Here is a 19951-nt window from a genome sequence, read left to right on the forward strand (position 1 = left end):
TAACGATTTACGTTCTCAGTTATTTTAACACAAGGTTATATATGTGTCAAACTTTTTTTACTGCTTGTGCTAATTTTCCATATAAAAGGTAGTCCACTTTGGATAGCTCTGCAATTGTTCGACAATCTAAAGCACACATAATGAGGCGTAAATCCTCTTTCCAGCCATTGATAATCGTAATCACTTCTGGAACTGTGTGCGTTTCAACTAGCTCCAAGACCGTACGCGACAAGCCCACTGCTTTTGCTCCAAGGACAAGGCACTTAATGATATCAAGTGGGTGCCTCACACCACCTGAAGCCAAGATTTCAATCTCTTCCCTCAAGTCTTTCAGGTTTAGCAAGGTTTGAGCCGTTGATTGCCCCCATTCGTTCAGATAATCACGATTTCCCCCACGCTGATTTTCAATGTAGGCAAAACTTGTTCCTCCGCGCCCTGAGATATCAACGGTTTTGATGCCTTTGGACATAGCAAAGCGGACCGTTTGGTCATCCATTCCAAAGCCGACTTCTTTAAGAATAACAGGTACATCCAGCTCAGAAGCATAGCTTTCTAAGTTTTTCTTCCATGAGCGAAACGCCCTTTCCCCTTCTGGCATAAGTAATTCCTGCATGAGATTGACATGAACTTGCAGAAAGAGTGGTTTCATTTGATCAACGGCTTTTCGTCCAAGTTCAATAGGTTTATCAATTCCTATATTAGTTGCAAGGCGTAAATTTGGAAATGCCTCACGAAAATCAAAGGAGTCAGGATGCTCATTCTTTAGCGCAGCAGAGTATGAACCTGTCACCATGAGAATCCCTGTCACTGCTGCTACTTCTGCTAATTTCCGATTAACCTGCCCAGCTTTTTCCGAACCACCTGTCATGGCATTGATGTAAAAGGGAAAGTCCCAATCACGCCCAGCGAAATGGGTGCTCAAATCAATCTCGTTCAAATCATAAGTTGGCAAAGACCGATGGATGAGCTCAATGTCATCGAAGCTATTGTAAGGGGCTTGATACTTTAAAGCATGTTTTATATGGTCATCTTTTCGATTAGTCATTGGTCACCTCTATCCAGTAGCGTTTTGTCTCTGAGCCATCTGAGGGATTGACGTAAGTATTGTCATAGTTTCCACCATTAGCAAGAATCGTTTTTTCAGAGGCTACATTGTTGACATCACAGGTCACAAGAGCTCTCGTAATCCCTAGCTTACCAGCCTCTTTCAAAGCTAGTCTCAACTGTTCCTTAGCATAGCCTTTTCTGCGCTCACTTGGACGAATAGAATAGCCAATGTGTCCAGCAAAATTGACCAAAAAAGGCTGACTCAGATTGTGTCTGATATTGCAAATCCCGACCATTTTTTGATCTGATTGGCGAATACAAAGAAAGGTTGACGAAGGAACACGTCCTTCTTCTAATCCTTCCCCTTTTGCGATGGTCATGACATGAGTTAACCATTCGGATAAATCAGACATGATGTCTAATCGAGCTCCACCATGTAAGTGTTCACCTGCCTGAAGAAATTCTGCTTTATATGCTACAACTTCCTCTAAATAGTCTATATCGGGTAAAACCAACTCTAATTCAGTCATTTTCCCACCTTTCTTGATAAAGTAATTCAATTCCTGCGTCTGCCCAACGGTTAATGAGTTCTGTACTGGCTGATTGTGAAAAACTAATGGCAATCCCACAATCACCACCTCCAGAACCAGAGGATTTAGCAATGATATCCAGCCCCTCTTCCGCCTCTTTTAGTCTTTTTAAGTTATCAATGTAAATGGCAGAGCTTAAGGAAACAAGAAGGTCTGAGACGATTTGAAGAGCGCTCTTCAGTTGTTCCTTATCTCCAGACAGCAGAGCTTCTTTAGCTTGTAAAACAGCAACTTGAGTTTCTACTAAGTAGTCTGACGTAATGGCAGCTTTGACTTGGTTAATCATATCTTTAGAAATGGCTGGTTGTCTGGTCCAACCGACTAAAAAATCAGCTTGGATGTGTGGCGCCAGCCTTTCAATGGTATATCCCCAGTCCATCGCCATCAACTCAGATAGCGGCTTTTGAGTAATCTGCTCTGCTATTTTCTCACGGTTAAAGGAAGTATAAGCAACCAAATCTTCGTAAGCTATGCAGGCGATATCCCCCATAGAGCCATTATCGCCGAGCTTTAATAGGGTATAACTCGCCAGCTTGAACAACTCATCGGATGTCAAAGGAAGGGCAACAAAGGCTGCAAGAGCCTTGAGGGTCAAAACGGTAACTGAACCGCTTGAGCCAATGCCAAACTTGAGACCGTCACGTTCCAATTTCCCCGTAATGGTCAAACTAAACGGTGGTAACTGCTTTCCGTAAAAGGCTTGAAAGGTTGCTATACTCTCTTGGATGAGGGAATAGTTAGCATCCGGCTCAAGACCGACAGTATAATCAAACATGTCTGATGAGAGGATGATTTCATCTGACCTTTCAACTGCTGCAGTCATATAGATAGGAATATGCTGAATGAGCGCTGTCTGACCAGGGGTTAAAATACTATATTCCCCTGCAAGATAGAGTTTACCACCTGTATGAACAGTGATTTTTTTAGCAGTCATCATAGTTTTTTTGTCCTAGACACAATAACGTGATAATCCTCAGCAAAAATGCTTGCTAAGCGGTCTAAATCTTCTTCCAGGCAGAGCACTTTGACATTTGGTCCAGCGTCCATCGTGAAATAGCACCGCTCGCCAGCATCACGTAGAGCCTTCACTTTTTCCATGGCTGCGTAGCTAGCTTCTGTTAAGTAAGAAAAGCTCGGGGTCGCTGTTCGAGTTGTTTCGTGCATGCGAAGAGCATTGGCTTCTGTTAACTGCCCCACTTTGTCAAAATCATTTTCAGCCAGATAGGTCAACATAGCCTTGTAATCTTGCTCAGACTGTTTAATCCATTCTGGAAAAGAAGTTGACGTCTCTGTACACAATTTCATGCCCTCGCGGCTGGAAATGGCTTTTCGTTGGTCATTAAGGACAAGCATAATCATAGCTAAGTTGAGGTCTGTTTGGACACGATAGACTTCCCCAGAATCTTTATCCCATGCTGCCAGAGGCCCAAAGAAAGAACGCGATGAAGAGCCTGAGGCAAATTTGGCAATCTGCGCCAACTCAGCTTGTGTTTTCCCAGCCCCAAAGAGGTCATTTGCTGCTTTGACGAGGGCTGAAAGACCAGATGAACTAGATGATAGTCCTGCAGCTGTTGGCATGTTATTCCAGGTTTCAATTTTCACATACTGAGTGTCATCTGTTCGGAACAAGTCAAGCACCTTGCTAGCTTTGACCAACTCAGCCTCTCCTTGCTCAATATCATCAATAAACATACTGTCCGAGGTTGCATTTTCCAAAAACGTTAGTGTTGTCTTTGTCACCATATCTTCTAACGTTAGCGAGATGCTTGAGGTCGAGGGAATCATTTTTTCGGCATCTGCCTTTCCCCAATATTTTACGATGGCAATATTAGCATAGGATTCAACAGTTACAGACTTTCGATCCATGTGTTCACAGCTCCTTCTTTTTTTAGATGTTGTGCAATTTCAATCGCACTTTCCTGGCTCTCAGTAAGGGCAATGATGCAGCCACCAAGTCCCCCGCCTGACATTTTTGCCCCTAGGGCTCCCTTGGACATCGCAGAGCTGACAAGGTGATCTGCTTCAGGGCTAGAAACACCTAGTTGCTTCAGATTATCATGAGCTTTAAACATCGCCTCTCCAAAACCATTTAAGTCTTTGAGAAAGATGGCTTTTTCAGCTTCATTAACCAAATCTCCAAGATGGTGTAAATAAATCAGTGCCTTTTCTTCCAAGGCTTCGACAGCTTGAACAGCTTCTCTGGTATGCCCATGAATACCTGTATCAGCAATGACTAAATAAGCTTTCAAATCCATCACCACTTCTGAAAAACCGACATTACGGATGAATTTAATCGCGGTATCACTCAAGCAAGTCTTGGCATCTAGCCCACTGGGATTCGTATGCGCGATAATCTCAGCTTGATTAGCAAGCATTTCCAAAACACTCATGCTCAGAGGCTGATCAAAATAATCAAAAACCGCACGAATTGCTGCAATGGCAACAGCTGCTGAAGACCCCATGCCACGACGCTCTGGCACCATTGACTCAATCTCATAAGTGATTGGCTCATCCTTAATCTCAAGATACCGAAGGGCAGCAAAAATAGCTGTCACAAGCGGATCTGTGGCATCAAATAAAAGACGTTTGTCGGCTGGTTTAATCCGACAGGTCACTTCAATATTTTTCAAGGGTAAGGCAATCGCTGGGTAGCCGTAGACAACTGCGTGTTCCCCCATCAAAATAATTTTACTGTGAGCCTTACCGACTCCAATTTTACTTTGTTTTATCATACTACTATTTTACCCCAAAACTGCCATTAAGGCGACAAAAAACTATTGCTTCAGACACCTTTAGGCAAGGAAAAACCACTCAACCGAGTGGTTTCATCCTTAAAATTGGCTATCATCAATAGCGTCTAACCAAGCTTTCGTTGCATTAAGAGTTTCTTCAAGCGCACCCTCTTGGAACGGTGATTTAATGCCTGCTGCTTCAACCACTTGTAGGAAGGATTTCGTTCCTCCAATTTTACAAATACGCATGTAATCTTCCCAGGCTGTTTCATCATGGTCAATCTGCGTGCGTTTCCAGAATTGAAGAGCACAGACTTGAGCTAACGTATAGTCAATATAATAGAACGGTGAGGCGAAAATGTGCCCTTGACGGTACCAGAAAATACCACGGTCTAGCGCCTCTGACTCTGAGTAGTCTTTTGAAGGGAGGTACATTTTTTCCAAACGACGCCAAGTGGCTTTGCGTTCTGCTGGTGTCATCTCAGGGTTTTCATAAACTTCATGTTGGAAATGGTCAACGAGAACACCATAAGGCAAGAAGAGAAGAGCACCTGATAAGTGACTAAACTTGTACTTCTCTGTTTGTTCCTTGAAGAACAAATCCATCCAAGGCCATGTCATGAACTCCATAGACATTGAGTGAATTTCACAAGTTTCATACGTTGGCCAAATTGCCTCTGGTGTTTCTACCCAGCGTGAATTGTAAACTTGGAAAGCATGTCCTGCTTCATGAGTCAAGACATCAACGTCCCCACGAGTGCCATTGAAGTTAGAGAAGATAAATGGTGCTTTATAGTCTGGTAAGTAAGTACAGTAGCCACCTGTATCTTTCCCTTCTTTAGCAACCAAGTCTAACAACTCATTTTCAACCATGAAATCAAAGAATTCACCTGTTTCTGGAGATAATTCACGGTACATTTTCTGTGCTTGTTCAACAAGAAACTCTGGTGTCCCTTGAGGTTTGGCATTGCCATCAAGATACTCTAAGCCTAAATCGTAGTGTTTCAACTGCTCAACACCAATACGCTTAGCTTGACGCTCACGGAGTTCATCGACGATTGGGACAACGTGTTTCAAGATTTCCTGACGATAAGTATTGACCATATCACGATTATAGTCAAAACGATTCATGCTCTTATAACCGTATTCAACATAATCTTTAAAGCCAAGTGTTTTGGCAATTTCATGGCGAACTTTAACAAGCTCATCGTAAACAGTATCAAAAGCTTCTTCATTTGCTTCAAAAAAGGCTGTAATGGTATCTGTTGCTTCTTTACGTGTCGCACGATCTGGGTCTTGTCCAAATGGTCCCATTTGAGAAAGGTTGTAAGTTTTTCCACGGAATTCCATTTGCGCTGTTGCCATCAAATTGTTGTAACGATCCACCAATTCATTTTCCTTTTGGAAAAGCGGAATAGCTTCAGATGAGAAAGTTGTCAACTTGTTTTCAGCCAACATAAAGAAGGTTTCTGGTAAAAAGCTTGATAAATCTTCACGGAATGGACTAGCTAATAAGACACGGTAGTAATTCGTTGTTAGCTCTTCAAAAAGCGGTGCGTATTCATTCCAAAAGGCTGTTTCTTCATTGTAAAAGGCATCTGTCATATCAATAGAATGACGAATACTCCATAGCGTTGCTTGCGTATCCGTTGAAAAGTTAATTGCTGTGATTTCTTTTGCAATGCGTACAGCTTCTTCTCCAGTTTGAGCATCCGCTAATTGCTGCGTTAAGGTTGTCAATTGACTTTTCAGTGCTTCATAATCTGGACGTACATATTGGTAATCTTTAAATGACATAAAGTCCTCACTTTCTACATACTCAATCATAGTGCATTTATCATGATTTTGCAAGGGTTTTCTCATGCCTAAGCAAAAAGAGAGGGAGCGTCCCTCTCTAAATAATATTTAGTTCAAATCATTAAAGACTGCTTCCATGTGGAGAATAGCTTCCGCTGGGAGCGGATTTTCTTGGTTATCATGGTTAAAGTTAAGAAGATAGTTAAGGCGAATTTGCATACGATCACGGAGAAGTTGACGATAAGAATCATCAAAATTAGGAACTTCAAACCCTTCAACGTCTAGGTAATCAAAGCCACGAACATCGCCGAACGCTTTGAATTCACCAGTACCATCAACAACACTCTCGATAATACCAAGAGTCACTTCTTTTGGTATTTTCTTGCCCATATAAGAGCCAGTGTTAATCACATAACATTGCACACCAGATTCAAAGAGTGATTGGAATTTCTTATAATCTTCAACCAATGGGTACACACGGAATGGGTTTGCATAAGGCTCAATGATGAGGCTGTTTAGGCTATCAGAAGTGTTTTCAGCACTTGAACGCATGGTTGTCAAGGTACAACCCATAGTTGCCGCCATAACAGGATCTGAGAGGCGTACCAAAGGTGGTAGCGAATCATCCTTCATAATCCAGAAGATTGATTGGATTGGATCATCAATACGGTCCACACGGTTTGGAGTAGAGTAACGAGATTTCACCGTACGACCATTACCATTGCGCACATCTTCTGTCACAAGGCGGAGCTTGCCTTCCTTATCAAGAGCCACACCACAGTTTTGAACGGTTACGAAGTAATCTTGTTCTCTATGACCTGCTGGGTAGTCACTGGTCTTATCGAAGTATGATGGTTCCAAAGCAATGGATGAGCCATCTTTTTGTGAAATGATAAAGGCATCATCATGGAGAACGTTGATGTCGTATTTACCATCATGTTTGGCGTGAGTAAGTGTTGATTTACCAGAACCTGATAGACCAAAAAATGACGCAACGTAAGGACTTTGTCCTTCTTTCTTGAAGATTTTAAGACCGCCGTGACAAGAAACATAATTGTTACGCGCAGCAGTTCCCCAAGCAAGTGTTAAGGTTGATTTTTTCAATTCACCGAAATAGTGCATCCCAAGAATAACGGCACAGTTGTGATTAGTGTCAAAGTAAGCTAGCCCATCTGGATAATCTGGGTGTGACCACTCTGGATCTGAAAAGATATAAATATCTGTTTCTTCATAGCGTGGAGAATTCTTCAAGCGTGCCAAGTAGTCTGCATTCATGATTTGGAAATTCATCAACCATGAATAAAGGTTGTTGATATCATCTTCTGGCACCATGAGGTGGGCACGAAGCATAAAGGCTTCATCAAGACCAACAATAGCATCTGCTTTATAATACTGTCTATGACGGCTTTCAAAAATAGCATCACGGACAATTGGTAACAATTTAGCATCTTCCCGTGGGTTATTGCCATAGATGCGACGTGCTTTTGCAGTACGACCAACAATTGCTCCGCCATTTGCTAATAACACTTTCGCATCATCTGGAAGGCCAAGTTCCTTAGTATGAGCAACCGGCATATCAAGCACAATCGTATTTGGTGCTTTCAAAGCTAGTTGGTAAGCCTCAACTAACGTTTTAATCGGCTTCACATGATTTTCATAAAAAGCAGTCTCAACTGTTGTTTTCAAAGCTGAAAAGTAAGGTGTGTCCTTACGCATCACTTCTTCTGCAAAATGCTGACGTGTAACCATAGGGTTTCCTCCTAATATTGTAATCGTTTTCTTTAATGTAAGTATACTACTTTTTATAAGAAAGCGCTACCATTTTTGGTAAAAAATTTGATTTTCTTGAAAATTATTTTAGATTTTCGTAAATCATTCTATCTAACACTTAACAAAAATCAAAAATTACTTTTCGTTTCTTTCTTAAAAGTGCGGACGCAAGCAACCTCCTACGGAGTTTCATTGCTATTTTTTGAGCCTAGGTCTCAAAAAATCCGTTCATATCGAGGGTAAACTCTCGATATGAATACCACTATAGCGAAAGAAACATTTTAGCCTCACTTCGTTCGGTAGTCAATCAAAAGTATTAGAGGTTCTAAAATGCTAATTTTGATTTTGGATGAGTATAACATCATTCGACTTAATTATTGGAATGAATTGTTACACCAATTCCATTATGAAAAGAATCATAAAATTCTTGATATTCAGTAACTTTTTCAGCTGGGAATAAGTCCGTATTAATGACCTTTACAATTTGCCAAAATCCAACAGGCAAACTGAGCTCTCCCTTTTTCCAAAAATATAGTGCATCACCTTCAATATGAAAGGCAATATCACTCCAATCATCCGCTTCTAGTGCTTCAAAAATGATTTCTTTCCCTTTAAGAACTTTCCACACCTCTCTGATAATCTCTCGAAAGCCTTGTTTATCAGTTACGATATCTTCGAGCGTGAGTTTTTGTCCCTTTTCAGTTAAGTAGAGATAGTGACTGACTCCTTTTGTCACATAGTCATCTGACAAGATACCTGATTGATAACGCTGAATAGCGACACAGTAGGCATTGTCACCAATCAAAGGATTAACAATTTTTTCTGGATAAATAATTGTAGCCAATTGGCTATTTCTCTCATTTTCGACAACTTCAGTAATAGCTTTACCAAGTTTTGAAGTGGTCACCTTAGGCATTGCGTAAAGGAGATTGGCTGAACCTTCTGTGGTCAGTTCCTTGTCAAAGTCAACAATGGCCACTTCTAAGTACGTTTTCAAGCGCTGCTCTTTTTCAAAAGAAATCCAGCAAAAGCTACCGACTCCCGTCGCAACTAATAACATCAGAGAAACGATACATTTCCAACGTTTAGACATAAAACCATATCCTTTCAAGATGATTATACCAATTTTGAACACGCTTACAAAGTTATACCATAAAAAGACTACTCTCGTAGCCTTTTACTATACGCCATAAAGTTCACTAAGGGTGACAAATTGATAACCTTGGCTCACCAAATAATCTAAAACAGCTGGTAAAGCATCTGCTGTCGTTCCATGGATGTCATGCATGAGGATAACAGCGCCAGGACGTACCTGACTTTGCACGTTAGCTAAAATCGATTGTGTGTTGCGATTTTTCCAATCCAAGGTGTCAACATCCCATAAAATTTGCGGATAGCCAACCGTAGCTTGAACAGTTGCATTCGTTGCACCATAGGGTGGGCGCATGAATTTGACTGGTTTTCCAGTTGCTGCCGTAATCACTTTGGTTGTTTCATCCATCTGCCACTTGATGTCATTAACCGACAAAGATGGTAAGGATGGGTGACTCCATGTATGGTTTCCAATCTCATGTCCTTCTGCAACTTCTCTTTTCAAGATGGCTTCGTTACCAACCACAGCACTTCCAAGCACAAAAAAGGTTGCTTTGGCATTGTACTGCTTTAAGGTATCCAAAATACGTGTTGTACTAGATGGATTTGGCCCATCGTCAAAAGTTAAGGCAACAACTTTTCCCTCTAAGGCAACTTGGGGTTTTCCAAACAACAGTGATTTTTCACGTTCTTCACGCGCCTTTTCTTCTTGATATGTTTGATAAGCAGTCAAGGTATCACCTTGAAGGTATTTGGAATCAATCTTATCAAATAACTCTTTCAGTGGAAGATAGCAAACGTCAATACCAGCTATTTTTTGTGGCAAATGAATATCTAAAGCATCCGATTTCGGAACAAAGACAAGTGTCTTCAAATCAACCTTTTTTAGTTCTTCTAGTTGAGCCTTCGCCGTCTCATCTAGTTTCCCTTCATTAGAAAGTTGCTTTTCCATAAAACTAACCCATTTGTTAGTAAAAAATGCTGTGTCAGGAACAAGATCTGTTATCAAAAGCAGTTGACCATCCTCTTTGATATAAAACTCCTTCCCTTCCAATGTTTTTTCTAAGGTTACTTTTTTAGGCTTATTAGCATATTGACGCATTTGAAGTTTGTACTGTGATACAGTTGCAAGCTCCGAAGGACTAAGTTTACTATCCACAAAAGCTAATTGCTTGATTTTAGAAGATTTCTCAGAGGAAGTACCATAATGCTCTGCAATGAGAGCTTTTATCTCTCGAGAAAGAGCAGGTAGTGGTTCATTATTTTGACCAATAGGATAAGCTGCTGACACATAGGTTTGGTCAATCATTCCAGATTGAATAGAAACCTTTTGATTAGCTGTCATAGCTTTTTCTTCCTGAGAAATAACTGCTTCAATTCGCTCTTTTTCCCATTCAATCACTTTTTTCTGATACACCTGATATCCCAAGACGACGATAACTAAAACTAGTAAAACATTCACAATTTTAAGGATAGTCCCCTTATTCTTCACTTCATTCCTCCTCGACTGTATTACAACCATGATACTAAAATCAAGACTGTTCGTCAACGAAAAATCTAGACTAATATCAACAAATCGTTTATTTTATGATTTAATCCTATGTTTAAAATTTAAAAACGATAAGTTGTTACTTGCGCAGCATATCTCGATATCAAGAGATTTATATGGTAGTAACACTCCTTTGTCTATGATATCTGCTTTGCCTTCAAACGATATGTCGTCAAAAAATCTCCCAACAAGTGTTAGGAGATTGTAGATACTATTTAATATCAAAGACAACAGATTTCACAGTAGTCATTGCTTCGATTGAGTATTTGATACCTTGTGTACCGGCACCAGATTTTTTAGCTCCCAAGAATGGGAAGTTGTCTGTACCACGTTGTGTTTTATTGTTGATGTGAACAGTACCTACTTCAAGTTGCTCTGCGATTGAGAAGGCAAGTGGGAAGTCGTTTGTAAAGACTGACGCTTGAAGACCATATTCAGATTCGTTTGAAATCTTAATAGCTTCTTCAACTGAAGACACACGAATGATTGGCATGATTGGACCAAATGGTTCTTCCCAAGCCAAACGCATATCTGTTGTCACATTGTCATAAACTGTTGGCCAAATAAGGTTACCTTCACGTTTGTAAGGTGTAAGAGCTGTTGCTCCTTTTTCTTCTGCATCTTTTGCAAGACCTTCAATGTAGTCAGCTGATCCTGAATCAATAACTGGAGTGATGTCAGCATTATCTTCTGGCATACCAATTGTTAATTTTTCAACTTCTGCACGGACAAGATCAACTAATTTGTCCGCAACGCTATCCATAACAAGGACACGTTTAACGGCTGTACAACGTTGACCAGAGTAGCTCAAACCACCACCAACGATGTCTTTAGCCGCTTTTTCAAGGTCTGCATCTTCAAGGACGATTGCTGAGTCTTTACCACCAAGTTCCAACATGATTGGACGCATACCAGCCAATTTACCGATACGCTCACCAATTGGTGTAGAACCTGTAAAGTTGATAAAGTTAACTGCTTCGTGTTCAACGATGTAGTCACCAATGATAGACCCTTTACCGGTAATAGTGTTGAAAACACCTGCTGGAAGACCTGCTTCCGCAAATGCTTCCGCAAGAAGAAGACCAGAAATAGACCCTTGTGTTGGTGGTTTAAGGGCAACAACGTTACCTGAAATCAAGGCTGGTGCAATTTTAGAACCTGCAAGGTTTACTGGGTAGTTAAATGGTGAAATAGCAAGAACAAGTCCTAATGGCTCACGACGAACAACAGCAATTTTTTTCTTGCTGGCTGCTTCAAAGCTACCACCTTCAAGCACTTCACCCTCAAGACGAAGTCCTTCTTCGGCAGAATAACGAATGATGTCAGCGGTACGAACCACTTCTGAAATAGCTGCTTTGATACCTTTAGCCACTTCTTTTGAAAGTACTTCACCAATTTTCTCAGCATCACGTTCAAGGATGTCTGCTACTTTGTGAAGGTAAGCAGCACGCTCAGCATATGAAAGCGCACGCCATGCTGGTTGAGCAGCCTTAGCTGACGCATAGACAAAGTCAACCTCTTCTTGGCTCATTGCTGGTACTGAACCAAGTTCTTCACCATTTGCTGGAGCATAGATTTTAATGTCGTTTTCAGAAAGTTTCCATTCTCCGTTGACAAGGTTTTTATATTGTTTAGTCAAAATATCTCTCCTTTTAGTTTAATAGGTATATTGTAGCATATTTTTCTGAATATTCAACAATTTTAACAATCAAACTGTACCAATCGGTACAGGGTATACTGTCATTCTAGCACTCTTAGTTTTATTGTCAAAAATTTGCTACGGCAATTTAGAAAGTTTTCATAAAATAATTATTTTTAGCAGAAAAGAATTGCAACATGACACTGACTAATTTAACCAGTAAAATCATGACTGCACTCACTAAAACGTAATTAAACGGAATATTTGTCGTATGAATCAACGGCGTATCTGCCAAGAATCCGTAATTAGCTAAGGTATGATAATTGACAATGACCAAGGCAAGATTTAAGCCAAGAGTTATACTGATAATCTGTCGCCAACTAAGTTCGTGCTCTGCTTTTTCAAAAAGATAGGCCAACGACAAAATTAATAGAGAATAATGTCCAACGAAAAAGAAAGTATTCGTCACATGGACAAGTGGATAGGGATAAAAGGCAGGGACAGCAACTGCCAAAACGGCACCAACGACGCCAAGTAAAGCAAAGTAATGCTTAAAGATATTCCTATTTGGAAGTAATAAGATGGTAAACATCCCTATGCGACAATGATAAAGAGGCAGTGCTTCATGTAAGGGAAAGCCAATTCGTACATACCACAAATACACCAAAAGCATCATGAGGGCTAGTACACTTCTCACAACAATGATAAATCGACGAGAATTTCTATAGCGATACCCCAAATAAAAGCAAAGCGGAAGACCTAATAGACTCAGTAGGGTGCCAAACAGTGGCAAAGTCAAAACGCTGGTCGGTACGGTACTGAAAAAATCCAAATTACACGCCCTCCAATACTTGAACAACTTGACTTAACTGCATCGAATTGGAACCCTTGAGCAGAATTTGATCATTAGGTTGCAACAGTTCAGTAATCTTAGTAACCATCAGGTCAAACTGGTTTTCTTCTGCTGTTTTCTTAAAATAATAAACATGACCAATTGGAAACATTTGACTAGCTAATTGCGCTAATTCTGCAATATCTTCTCCGTAGAAAATGACAGTGTCAATGATTTCAGGATTTAGGCTCATCACCATTTGATTATGGAGAGTAACAGACTGTTCACCCAATTCTTTCATATCAGCAAGTACAGCTAGTTTTTTTCCATTTGGATTTGCAGGAATGCTTGAGAAGGTTTCTAAAATCAAACGCATTGCAGTTGGATTAGCGTTGTAGACATCGGATAAAATATCTGCGCCATTGGCAGCTTTTTTCCACTCGGTACGGTTGCGTGTCAAGTTAAGCTGTGATAGGGCTAAGATGATATTTTCTTCGGTAACGCCTAAAAGTTTTCCGACATAAGCTGCAACCATCGCATTTGTAGCGTTATATTTTCCTGGTACTGGAAGGGTAATAGCCGAGCTCATAAAATTAGTCTCAAAGGTTAAACTTTCTTTTTCTTCTACCAAATTCAAGACCTTAAGCTCTGCCTTGTCCCCAAAACGGTGAATAGTTAAGCCATCAGGTAGGTAGGCATCTACAATGGTATCTTCTGGTAATAATAAGGTAGCACCGCTTGGCATACCATCTGCCAGCTGCATCTTGCCTTCCGCAATTTTCTCACGCGTGCCAAAGAACTCTAGGTGAGCCTCACCTATCAAAGTCACAACGCCAATGCTTGGTTTGGCTAACTCAGATAAGAGTTTGATATCGCCAAGGTGATCTTGCCCCATCTCTAAAACAATTTTCTCAGTGTCTTCTGGCATATGAAGAACTGTATAGGGCAAGCCAATTTCATTATTATAGTTGCCCTGTGTCTTATAAGTTTTATAAGTTGTTGCTAGGATATCATGAATCATATCTTTTGTTGTTGTTTTCCCATTTGATCCCGTCACAGCAACCACTTCAACCTGCATTTTATCAAGATAATACGCTGCTAATACTTGGAAAGCTTTCAAACAATCTTCAACTAAAATATGAGGGAAAGTCACTTCTTTTTCTGAAAAAGTAGCACTCGCTCCATTCTCAAAAGCCTTTTCCATAAAGTCATGACCATCTCTTTCTCCCTTGAGTGGCAAGAAAATATCCCCTTCTGCAATCAAGCGACTGTCAAACTCAATCTTCTTGAGCTTAACATCGTCATAAACGGTCACGTCATTTTTTGCTCCGACAAGGCGAGCAATCTCGTGTAAGGTTAATTTCATCGTTATCCTTTCATAAACTATCGTGTTTTCAAACAATCTCCTAATGTTTTTACCTATCAAAAAAAAAGAGCCTAAGCTCTCTTATTATATCATATTTTAAATCAAATGACTTTCTCGCTTGTCAAACATCTCTTTGGCTAGACGAACGAGTTCTTCTATTAGGTCAGAATACTTCAATCCCATGTTATCCCAAAGAAGTGGGTACATTGACCATTGCGTGAAACCTGGCATGGTATTAAGTTCATTGAGGTAGATTGAACCATCTTCTGTTAGAAAGAAATCACATCGTGATAAGCCACATCCACCAATAGCTCTAAAGGCTTTAGCAGCGTAGTCACGCATCTGGTTCATGACTTCTGCTGGGATCTCTGCTGGGATAGCCATGGTAATCTTATTATCAATATATTTGGCTTGGTAATCATAAAAAGCGACATTTTTAACCACCTCTCCAGCTTCAGTTGTCTTGACATCGGCATTTCCTAGAAGTCCAACTTCAATTTCACGCGCAACGACTCCCTGCTCGATAAGGATACGGCTGTCATATTTTAGGGCTAGGGAAATAGCAGAGCGAAGACTAGCTTCATCTTCTGCCTTGCTGATTCCTACAGACGACCCCATATTAGCCGGCTTGACAAAAATAGGAAAGGTCAATTTAGCTAAAGTATCCGAAATAGCTTTTTCTAAATCCTCACCTTCAATAAATACCGTATAAGCCACCTGAGGAACCCCCGCAGACTCAAGAACACGTTTGGTTGTGATTTTATCCATCGCAACACTTGATGACAAAATATTAGTCCCTACATAAGGCATTCTCAAAACCTCAAGGAAACCTTGGATGGCACCATCTTCTCCCATCGGACCGTGAAGGACTGGGAAAACAACCGCACCTTCTTCGTAAATATCACTTGGACGAATTTCTTGATCATCCGCAATGGTGTCATTAGTCATCAACTTTTCATCAGCATTAGGTGTTTCAGAAAATTCCTGTGTTTTAATGAAACGTCCTGTTTGTGTGATGAAATAAGTTTTCACAAAGAACTTCTCGTAATTAATCGCACGCATGACGCTTTCTGCTGAAAGAACTGACACTTCACGCTCCGCAGAACGTCCACCATAAAGTAAAATTAGAGTTTCTTTAGACATTTATTCTCTCTTTTCCATGTATCGTATTTTCTTATTTTATCATAATTTACCTGTAAATACAAAGTTGATAATAAGTTGATCATAATGTAAGAAATACTGATATTTTTCGTGCAATTTTCCTAAAAAGGAGTATAATATATGAGATATTATAAAAGAGAGGTTAAACATACCATCTGACGGTATGTTTCAGGATGTTTAATCCATGAGAATTATTGTAGTTGGTGCTGGGAAAGTCGGCTCCGCTCTATGCCGCTCATTAGTTGATGAAAAGCATGATGTTACTTTAATTGAAGAAAATGAACAAGTTCTTAAGCAAATCGTCAAACGTCACGACATGATTGGTATTGTCGGAAACGGCGCTAATTTTAAGATTTTAGAACAGGCTGAGATTAAAAATTGTGATATTTTTGTTGCACTGACAGATAAAGATGAATTGAATATGATTGCTGCTGTCCTAGCTAAAAAAATGGGCGCTAAAGAAACCGTCGTTCGTGTCCGCAATCCTGAGTATTCGAATGCTTATTTCAAAGATAAAAACTTTCTTGATTTTTCACTGATTGTCAATCCTGAACTTTTAACTGCACGCTATATTGCCAATAGCGTTGAATTTCCAAATGCCAAGTCCGTAGAACATTTCGTTAATGGTCGTGTCATGCTCATGGAGTTCAAAATTTCAGACGGAAGCAAGCTCTGCAATATCCAATTAAGTCAATTTCGTAAAAAATTTGGCAATATCCTTGTTTGTGCGATTCAACGTGGGCAAGATATTATCATTCCTGACGGAGATGCGACTTTACTGACTGGTGACATTATTTTCGTCACAGGAAATCGTGTTGAAATGATTCTTTTCCATAACTTCGTCAAATCTAAGGCAGTTCGTCGTATGCTATTAATTGGTGCCGGTAAGATTTCTTACTACTTGCTCAATATCTTCAGAAATAGCAAAGCGCATGTGAATGTTAAGATTATCGAAGTTGATGAAAAACGTGCCCGATGGTTTAGTGAGGAATTCCCTGAAGCTCACGTCGTACAGGGAGATGGAACAGCCAAAAACGTCCTCTTAGAAGAAGGAGTCGAACACTTTGATGCTGTTGCAACTTTGACACCGATTGATGAAGAAAATATCATCACATCAATGTTTTTAGAAAAAATTGGTGTCCGTAAAAACATTACCAAAGTTAACCGTACAAGTCTGTTGGAAATTATTGACCGTGAAGAATTTTCAAGTATTGTAACGCCAAAACGTATTGCTGTTGACAATATTATGCACTTTATCCGTGGTCGTAAAAATGCTCAGGACGCTTCTAGCCTTGATGCCCTCCACCATGTTGGAGATGGACGCATTGAGACCCTCCAATTTGAAATCCGTGAAGGGAATCAAATGGTTGGAAAATCACTGGCTGAACTTCGCTTTAAGTCAGACGTCTTGATTGCAGCAATCATCCGTAATGGCAAGCCAATCTATCCAACAGGTGATGATATTTTAGCTATTGGTGATAAGCTCGTTGTTATTACGCTTTTGCAAAATATCACAAACTCTTTTGAGTTATTAGCGAGGTAAGTCATGAACCGTTCTATGATCAGATTTCTCCTCGCTAAGCTGCTTCTGATAGAAGCTGCTTTACTGTTTGTCCCATTGATTGTAGCAATTATTTACCAAGAAAAGGCAAACATCTTATGGGCAATCCTGGGAACACAGGCTATTCTACTTATCTTAGGATTGCTAGGTATTGTATCTAAGCCTAAAAATCTTCGTATCTATACTAAAGAAGGTTTGTTGATCACAGCCCTAGTCTGGATTCTTTGGTCCTTCTTTGGTGCACTTCCCTTTGTCTTTTCTGGTCAAATTCCAAATATTATTGATGCCTTCTTTGAAGTGTCCTCTGGTTTTACAACAACAGGAGCAACTATTTTACCAGATGTTGCGGTCTTATCTCACTCCTTACTCTTTTGGCGTAGCTTTACCCATTTAATCGGTGGTATGGGGGTATTGGTTTTTGCGCTGGCTATTATGGATAATAGTAAAAATGCCCACCTTGAGGTTATGAAAGCCGAAGTCCCTGGACCGGTATTTGGTAAAGTTGTTGCGCGATTAAAAAATACTGCCCAAATCTTATATATTATTTATTTGGCCATGTTTGCTATCTTAACACTCATTCTCATCATTGCCGGAATGCCTGTTTACGATAGTTTAGTCACTGCGATGGGGACGGCTGGTACTGGTGGTTTTGCGGTATATAATGATTCGATTGCTCACTATAACAGTTCATTGATTACCAATATTGTATCCATCGGTATGCTAGTTTTTGGAGTTAATTTCAATCTTTATTACCTCCTTTTAATCCGTAAATTAAAAGCATTTATCGGAGACGAAGAACTTCGTGTTTACCTTGGTGTTGTGGTATTGGCAACCGTTATGATTTTCCTAAATGTGGGCCACCTCTATCCAACGGTTCAAAAAGGGTTAGAATTATCATTCTTCCAAGTATCTTCTGTGATTACCACGACTGGTTTTGGAATAACCGATATTACTGTCTGGCCACTTTTTTCACAAGTCATTTTGCTATTATTAATGTTTATTGGCGGCTCTGCTGGGTCAACTGCTGGAGGAATCAAAGTTGCTCGAGCGATGATTATTGCCAAAATTTCACGACTTCAAGCCCTTTCAAGCCTCTATCCCAACAGAATTATGACCATTCACATCAATCATCAGCCTCTTGATAAAGCAACACAGCATGGTGTCCTTAAATATTTGGGAATCTATGTGCTCATCATGCTAGGCTTGACCCTAAGCCTATCTCTTGATCATGATAATATGATGGTGGTCATTAGCGCTGTAGCTTCAACGTTTAACAATATTGGGCCAATGCTAGGCACCGCAGATACCTTTGCGATTTTCAGCCCATTTTCTAAACTGCTCCTTTCCTTTGCTATGATTGCAGGACGTTTGGAAATCTACCCAATCTTACTTCTATTCATCCCAAAAACCTGGAGCAAATATTAACCCACCAAACCAATTCCAAGCGGAGTTGGTTTTTTGAATGCCAAAAAAACACCAGATGATGGTCTGGTGTCACATGTCTATAAGGTCAAATCCTTCAAAAAGGCGTCTAATTCAGCCTGCACTTCTGGTGTCGTACCTTTGAGCTGGTGAAGGAGGTCTGTCAACTGGGCTGACTTGGTCGCAATCTCTTGGTTAGTCTTGTTAATATTCGCCACAATATCCGTCAATGGTGCTACTTCTTCCTCCTCAAAGGTATCAACGTAGCGAGGGATATTGAGGTTAAAATCATTTTCTTGCAACTCTTCAAAGCTCGCCAGATGGGCGAACTTGTCCATGTCTTGACGAGACTTGTAAGCCTTTAAGATTTTCTCGATATGCTTGTCTTCCATGAGGTTCTGGTTTTTACCCTTGGTAAATTCCTTAGAAGCATCAATGAAATAAACATCACGAGTGGTTCTATCTTTTTTGAGAATAATCACCGTAGTTGGAATGCTGGTATTGAAGAAAATATTGGCTGGCAAACCAATCACAGTATCAATAGCCCCTTCTTCCAATAAATGCTGACGGATTTTCCCTTCCGCATTCCCACGGAAAAGGACGCCGTGGGGTAGGACAATGGCCATGACCCCACCATCTTGCTTGAGGTGATAGTAACCGTGCAAGAGAAAGGCAAAGTCCGCTTTTGATTTTGGCGCCATGGCACCAAAGGCTGAGAAACGAGGGTCTTGCAAGAAACCACTGTCTGCTCCCCACTTGGCCGAGTAAGGTGGGTTCATGAGCACGCCATCAAAGTTTGTTGGCTCCTGCGTTGGCCAGTCTTCGTCTAGCGTGTCAGCATTGTGCAAATATTGATTTTCAATCGGTACACCATGCAAAATCATGTTCATGCGAGCTAGATTGTAGGTTGAGGTATTGAGCTCCTGACCAAAATAAGAAATGGTATTTGGCTCACGGCTATACCGTTTGGCATTCAACAATAGGGAACCAGAACCCATGGTCGGATCATATAGGGTAAAACCTTTCTTACTCTCACGACCAAGCAGGGCAATCTGCGTCATGAGCTTAGCCACAGGTTGGGGCGTGTAAAACTCTCCTGCTTTCTTCCCTGAGTCAGTCGCAAACTGACCAATCAGATACTCATAAGCATCCCCGAGCATGTCACCAGCATGACCTGCCACATCCAGCACTGCCAAGGCTTTCATGACCCCTGAAATGGTCTGGTTTTGTTTTTGAGGCTTATCTCCTAACTTTTTCGAGTACAAATCAATGTCCTCAAAAAGATTTTCAAAGGTAATTTCCCAAAGTAATTTCCACTTTAGCTTTCGAAGTGGAAATTAGTCTAAAACGGATTTTTATGGTGGAATTAAGTCTGAGACGTTTGTGTTAGAAA

15 protein-coding genes and 1 pseudogene are annotated in these 19951 nt (G+C 40.4%); 2 read left to right on the forward strand and 14 right to left on the reverse strand.

Annotated elements, in window-relative coordinates:
* Positions 1 to 46: 46 nt before the first annotated feature.
* The 13 genes from fni to AB6M99_RS05445 all read right to left on the reverse strand — a co-directional run bounded on the left by fni (position 47) and on the right by AB6M99_RS05445 (position 15557).
* Positions 47 to 1045 (reverse strand): type 2 isopentenyl-diphosphate Delta-isomerase, encoded by a 999-nt coding sequence (gene fni / locus AB6M99_RS05385; protein WP_121836131.1) that lies wholly within the window; start codon positions 1043 to 1045, stop codon positions 47 to 49.
* Positions 1038 to 1577 (reverse strand): GNAT family N-acetyltransferase, encoded by a 540-nt coding sequence (locus tag AB6M99_RS05390; RefSeq protein ID WP_121836132.1) that lies wholly within the window; start codon positions 1575 to 1577, stop codon positions 1038 to 1040. Before AB6M99_RS05390 ends, fni begins: the two co-directional genes overlap by 8 nt.
* The gene (locus AB6M99_RS05395; protein WP_121836145.1) at positions 1570 to 2571 is read right to left on the reverse strand and encodes a phosphomevalonate kinase; all 1002 of its coding nucleotides are present in this window, start codon (positions 2569 to 2571) and stop codon (positions 1570 to 1572) included. The genes AB6M99_RS05390 and AB6M99_RS05395 overlap by 8 nt, the downstream gene beginning before the upstream one ends.
* Positions 2571 to 3503, reverse strand: coding sequence for a diphosphomevalonate decarboxylase (gene mvaD, locus AB6M99_RS05400; protein ID WP_121836133.1), 933 nt, complete (start codon positions 3501 to 3503; stop codon positions 2571 to 2573). Before mvaD ends, AB6M99_RS05395 begins: the two co-directional genes overlap by 1 nt.
* Positions 3485 to 4366: a mevalonate kinase gene (gene mvk / locus AB6M99_RS05405; protein WP_183121688.1), complete on the reverse strand. Its 882-nt coding sequence runs from the start codon at positions 4364 to 4366 to the stop codon at positions 3485 to 3487. Before mvk ends, mvaD begins: the two co-directional genes overlap by 19 nt.
* Before the next feature lie 102 nt (positions 4367 to 4468).
* Positions 4469 to 6166 carry a M3 family oligoendopeptidase gene (locus AB6M99_RS05410; RefSeq protein WP_121836135.1) on the reverse strand — a complete coding sequence of 566 codons (1698 nt, stop codon included), beginning with the start codon at positions 6164 to 6166 and terminating at the stop codon, positions 4469 to 4471.
* Positions 6167 to 6274: 108 nt separating this feature from the next.
* On the reverse strand, positions 6275 to 7915 hold the full coding sequence (locus AB6M99_RS05415; RefSeq protein WP_121836136.1) for a phosphoenolpyruvate carboxykinase (ATP): 1641 nt from the start codon (positions 7913 to 7915) through the stop codon (positions 6275 to 6277).
* 391 nt (positions 7916 to 8306) lie between these two features.
* Entirely contained in the window at positions 8307 to 9029 is a 723-nt protein-coding gene (locus AB6M99_RS05420; protein ID WP_121836137.1) for a hypothetical protein, read from the reverse strand.
* 87 nt (positions 9030 to 9116) lie between these two features.
* A complete protein-coding gene (locus AB6M99_RS05425; protein WP_183121685.1) occupies positions 9117 to 10520 on the reverse strand; it encodes a polysaccharide deacetylase family protein in 1404 nt (467 codons plus the stop codon).
* 268 nt (positions 10521 to 10788) lie between these two features.
* Positions 10789 to 12216: an NADP-dependent glyceraldehyde-3-phosphate dehydrogenase gene (locus AB6M99_RS05430; protein ID WP_121836139.1), complete on the reverse strand. Its 1428-nt coding sequence runs from the start codon at positions 12214 to 12216 to the stop codon at positions 10789 to 10791.
* 148 nt (positions 12217 to 12364) lie between these two features.
* A complete protein-coding gene (locus tag AB6M99_RS05435; protein WP_369350351.1) occupies positions 12365 to 13048 on the reverse strand; it encodes a TIGR02206 family membrane protein in 684 nt (227 codons plus the stop codon).
* A gap of 1 nt (position 13049) precedes the next feature.
* Positions 13050 to 14414, reverse strand: a complete 1365-nt coding sequence (gene murF, locus AB6M99_RS05440; RefSeq protein ID WP_121836141.1) for a UDP-N-acetylmuramoyl-tripeptide--D-alanyl-D-alanine ligase — start codon at positions 14412 to 14414, stop codon at positions 13050 to 13052.
* A gap of 96 nt (positions 14415 to 14510) precedes the next feature.
* The gene (locus AB6M99_RS05445; RefSeq protein WP_121836142.1) at positions 14511 to 15557 is read right to left on the reverse strand and encodes a D-alanine--D-alanine ligase; all 1047 of its coding nucleotides are present in this window, start codon (positions 15555 to 15557) and stop codon (positions 14511 to 14513) included.
* 202 nt (positions 15558 to 15759) lie between these two features.
* Between AB6M99_RS05445 and trkA the strand changes: the two genes are divergently transcribed.
* Both trkA and AB6M99_RS05455 read left to right on the forward strand, forming a co-directional pair.
* A complete protein-coding gene (trkA, locus tag AB6M99_RS05450; RefSeq protein WP_121836143.1) occupies positions 15760 to 17118 on the forward strand; it encodes a Trk system potassium transporter TrkA in 1359 nt (452 codons plus the stop codon).
* 3 nt (positions 17119 to 17121) lie between these two features.
* Positions 17122 to 18561, forward strand: a complete 1440-nt coding sequence (locus AB6M99_RS05455; protein WP_121836144.1) for a TrkH family potassium uptake protein — start codon at positions 17122 to 17124, stop codon at positions 18559 to 18561.
* A gap of 77 nt (positions 18562 to 18638) precedes the next feature.
* On the opposite strand, the pseudogene AB6M99_RS05460 reads toward AB6M99_RS05455, so the two are convergent.
* Positions 18639 to 19850 (reverse strand): annotated as a pseudogene (locus AB6M99_RS05460) (type I restriction-modification system subunit M); the annotation flags it as partial.
* Positions 19851 to 19951: the final 101 nt, after the last annotated feature.

It is taken from the genome of Streptococcus hillyeri (genome assembly GCF_041081565.1).
GTDB classification, from domain to species: domain Bacteria; phylum Bacillota; class Bacilli; order Lactobacillales; family Streptococcaceae; genus Streptococcus; species Streptococcus hillyeri.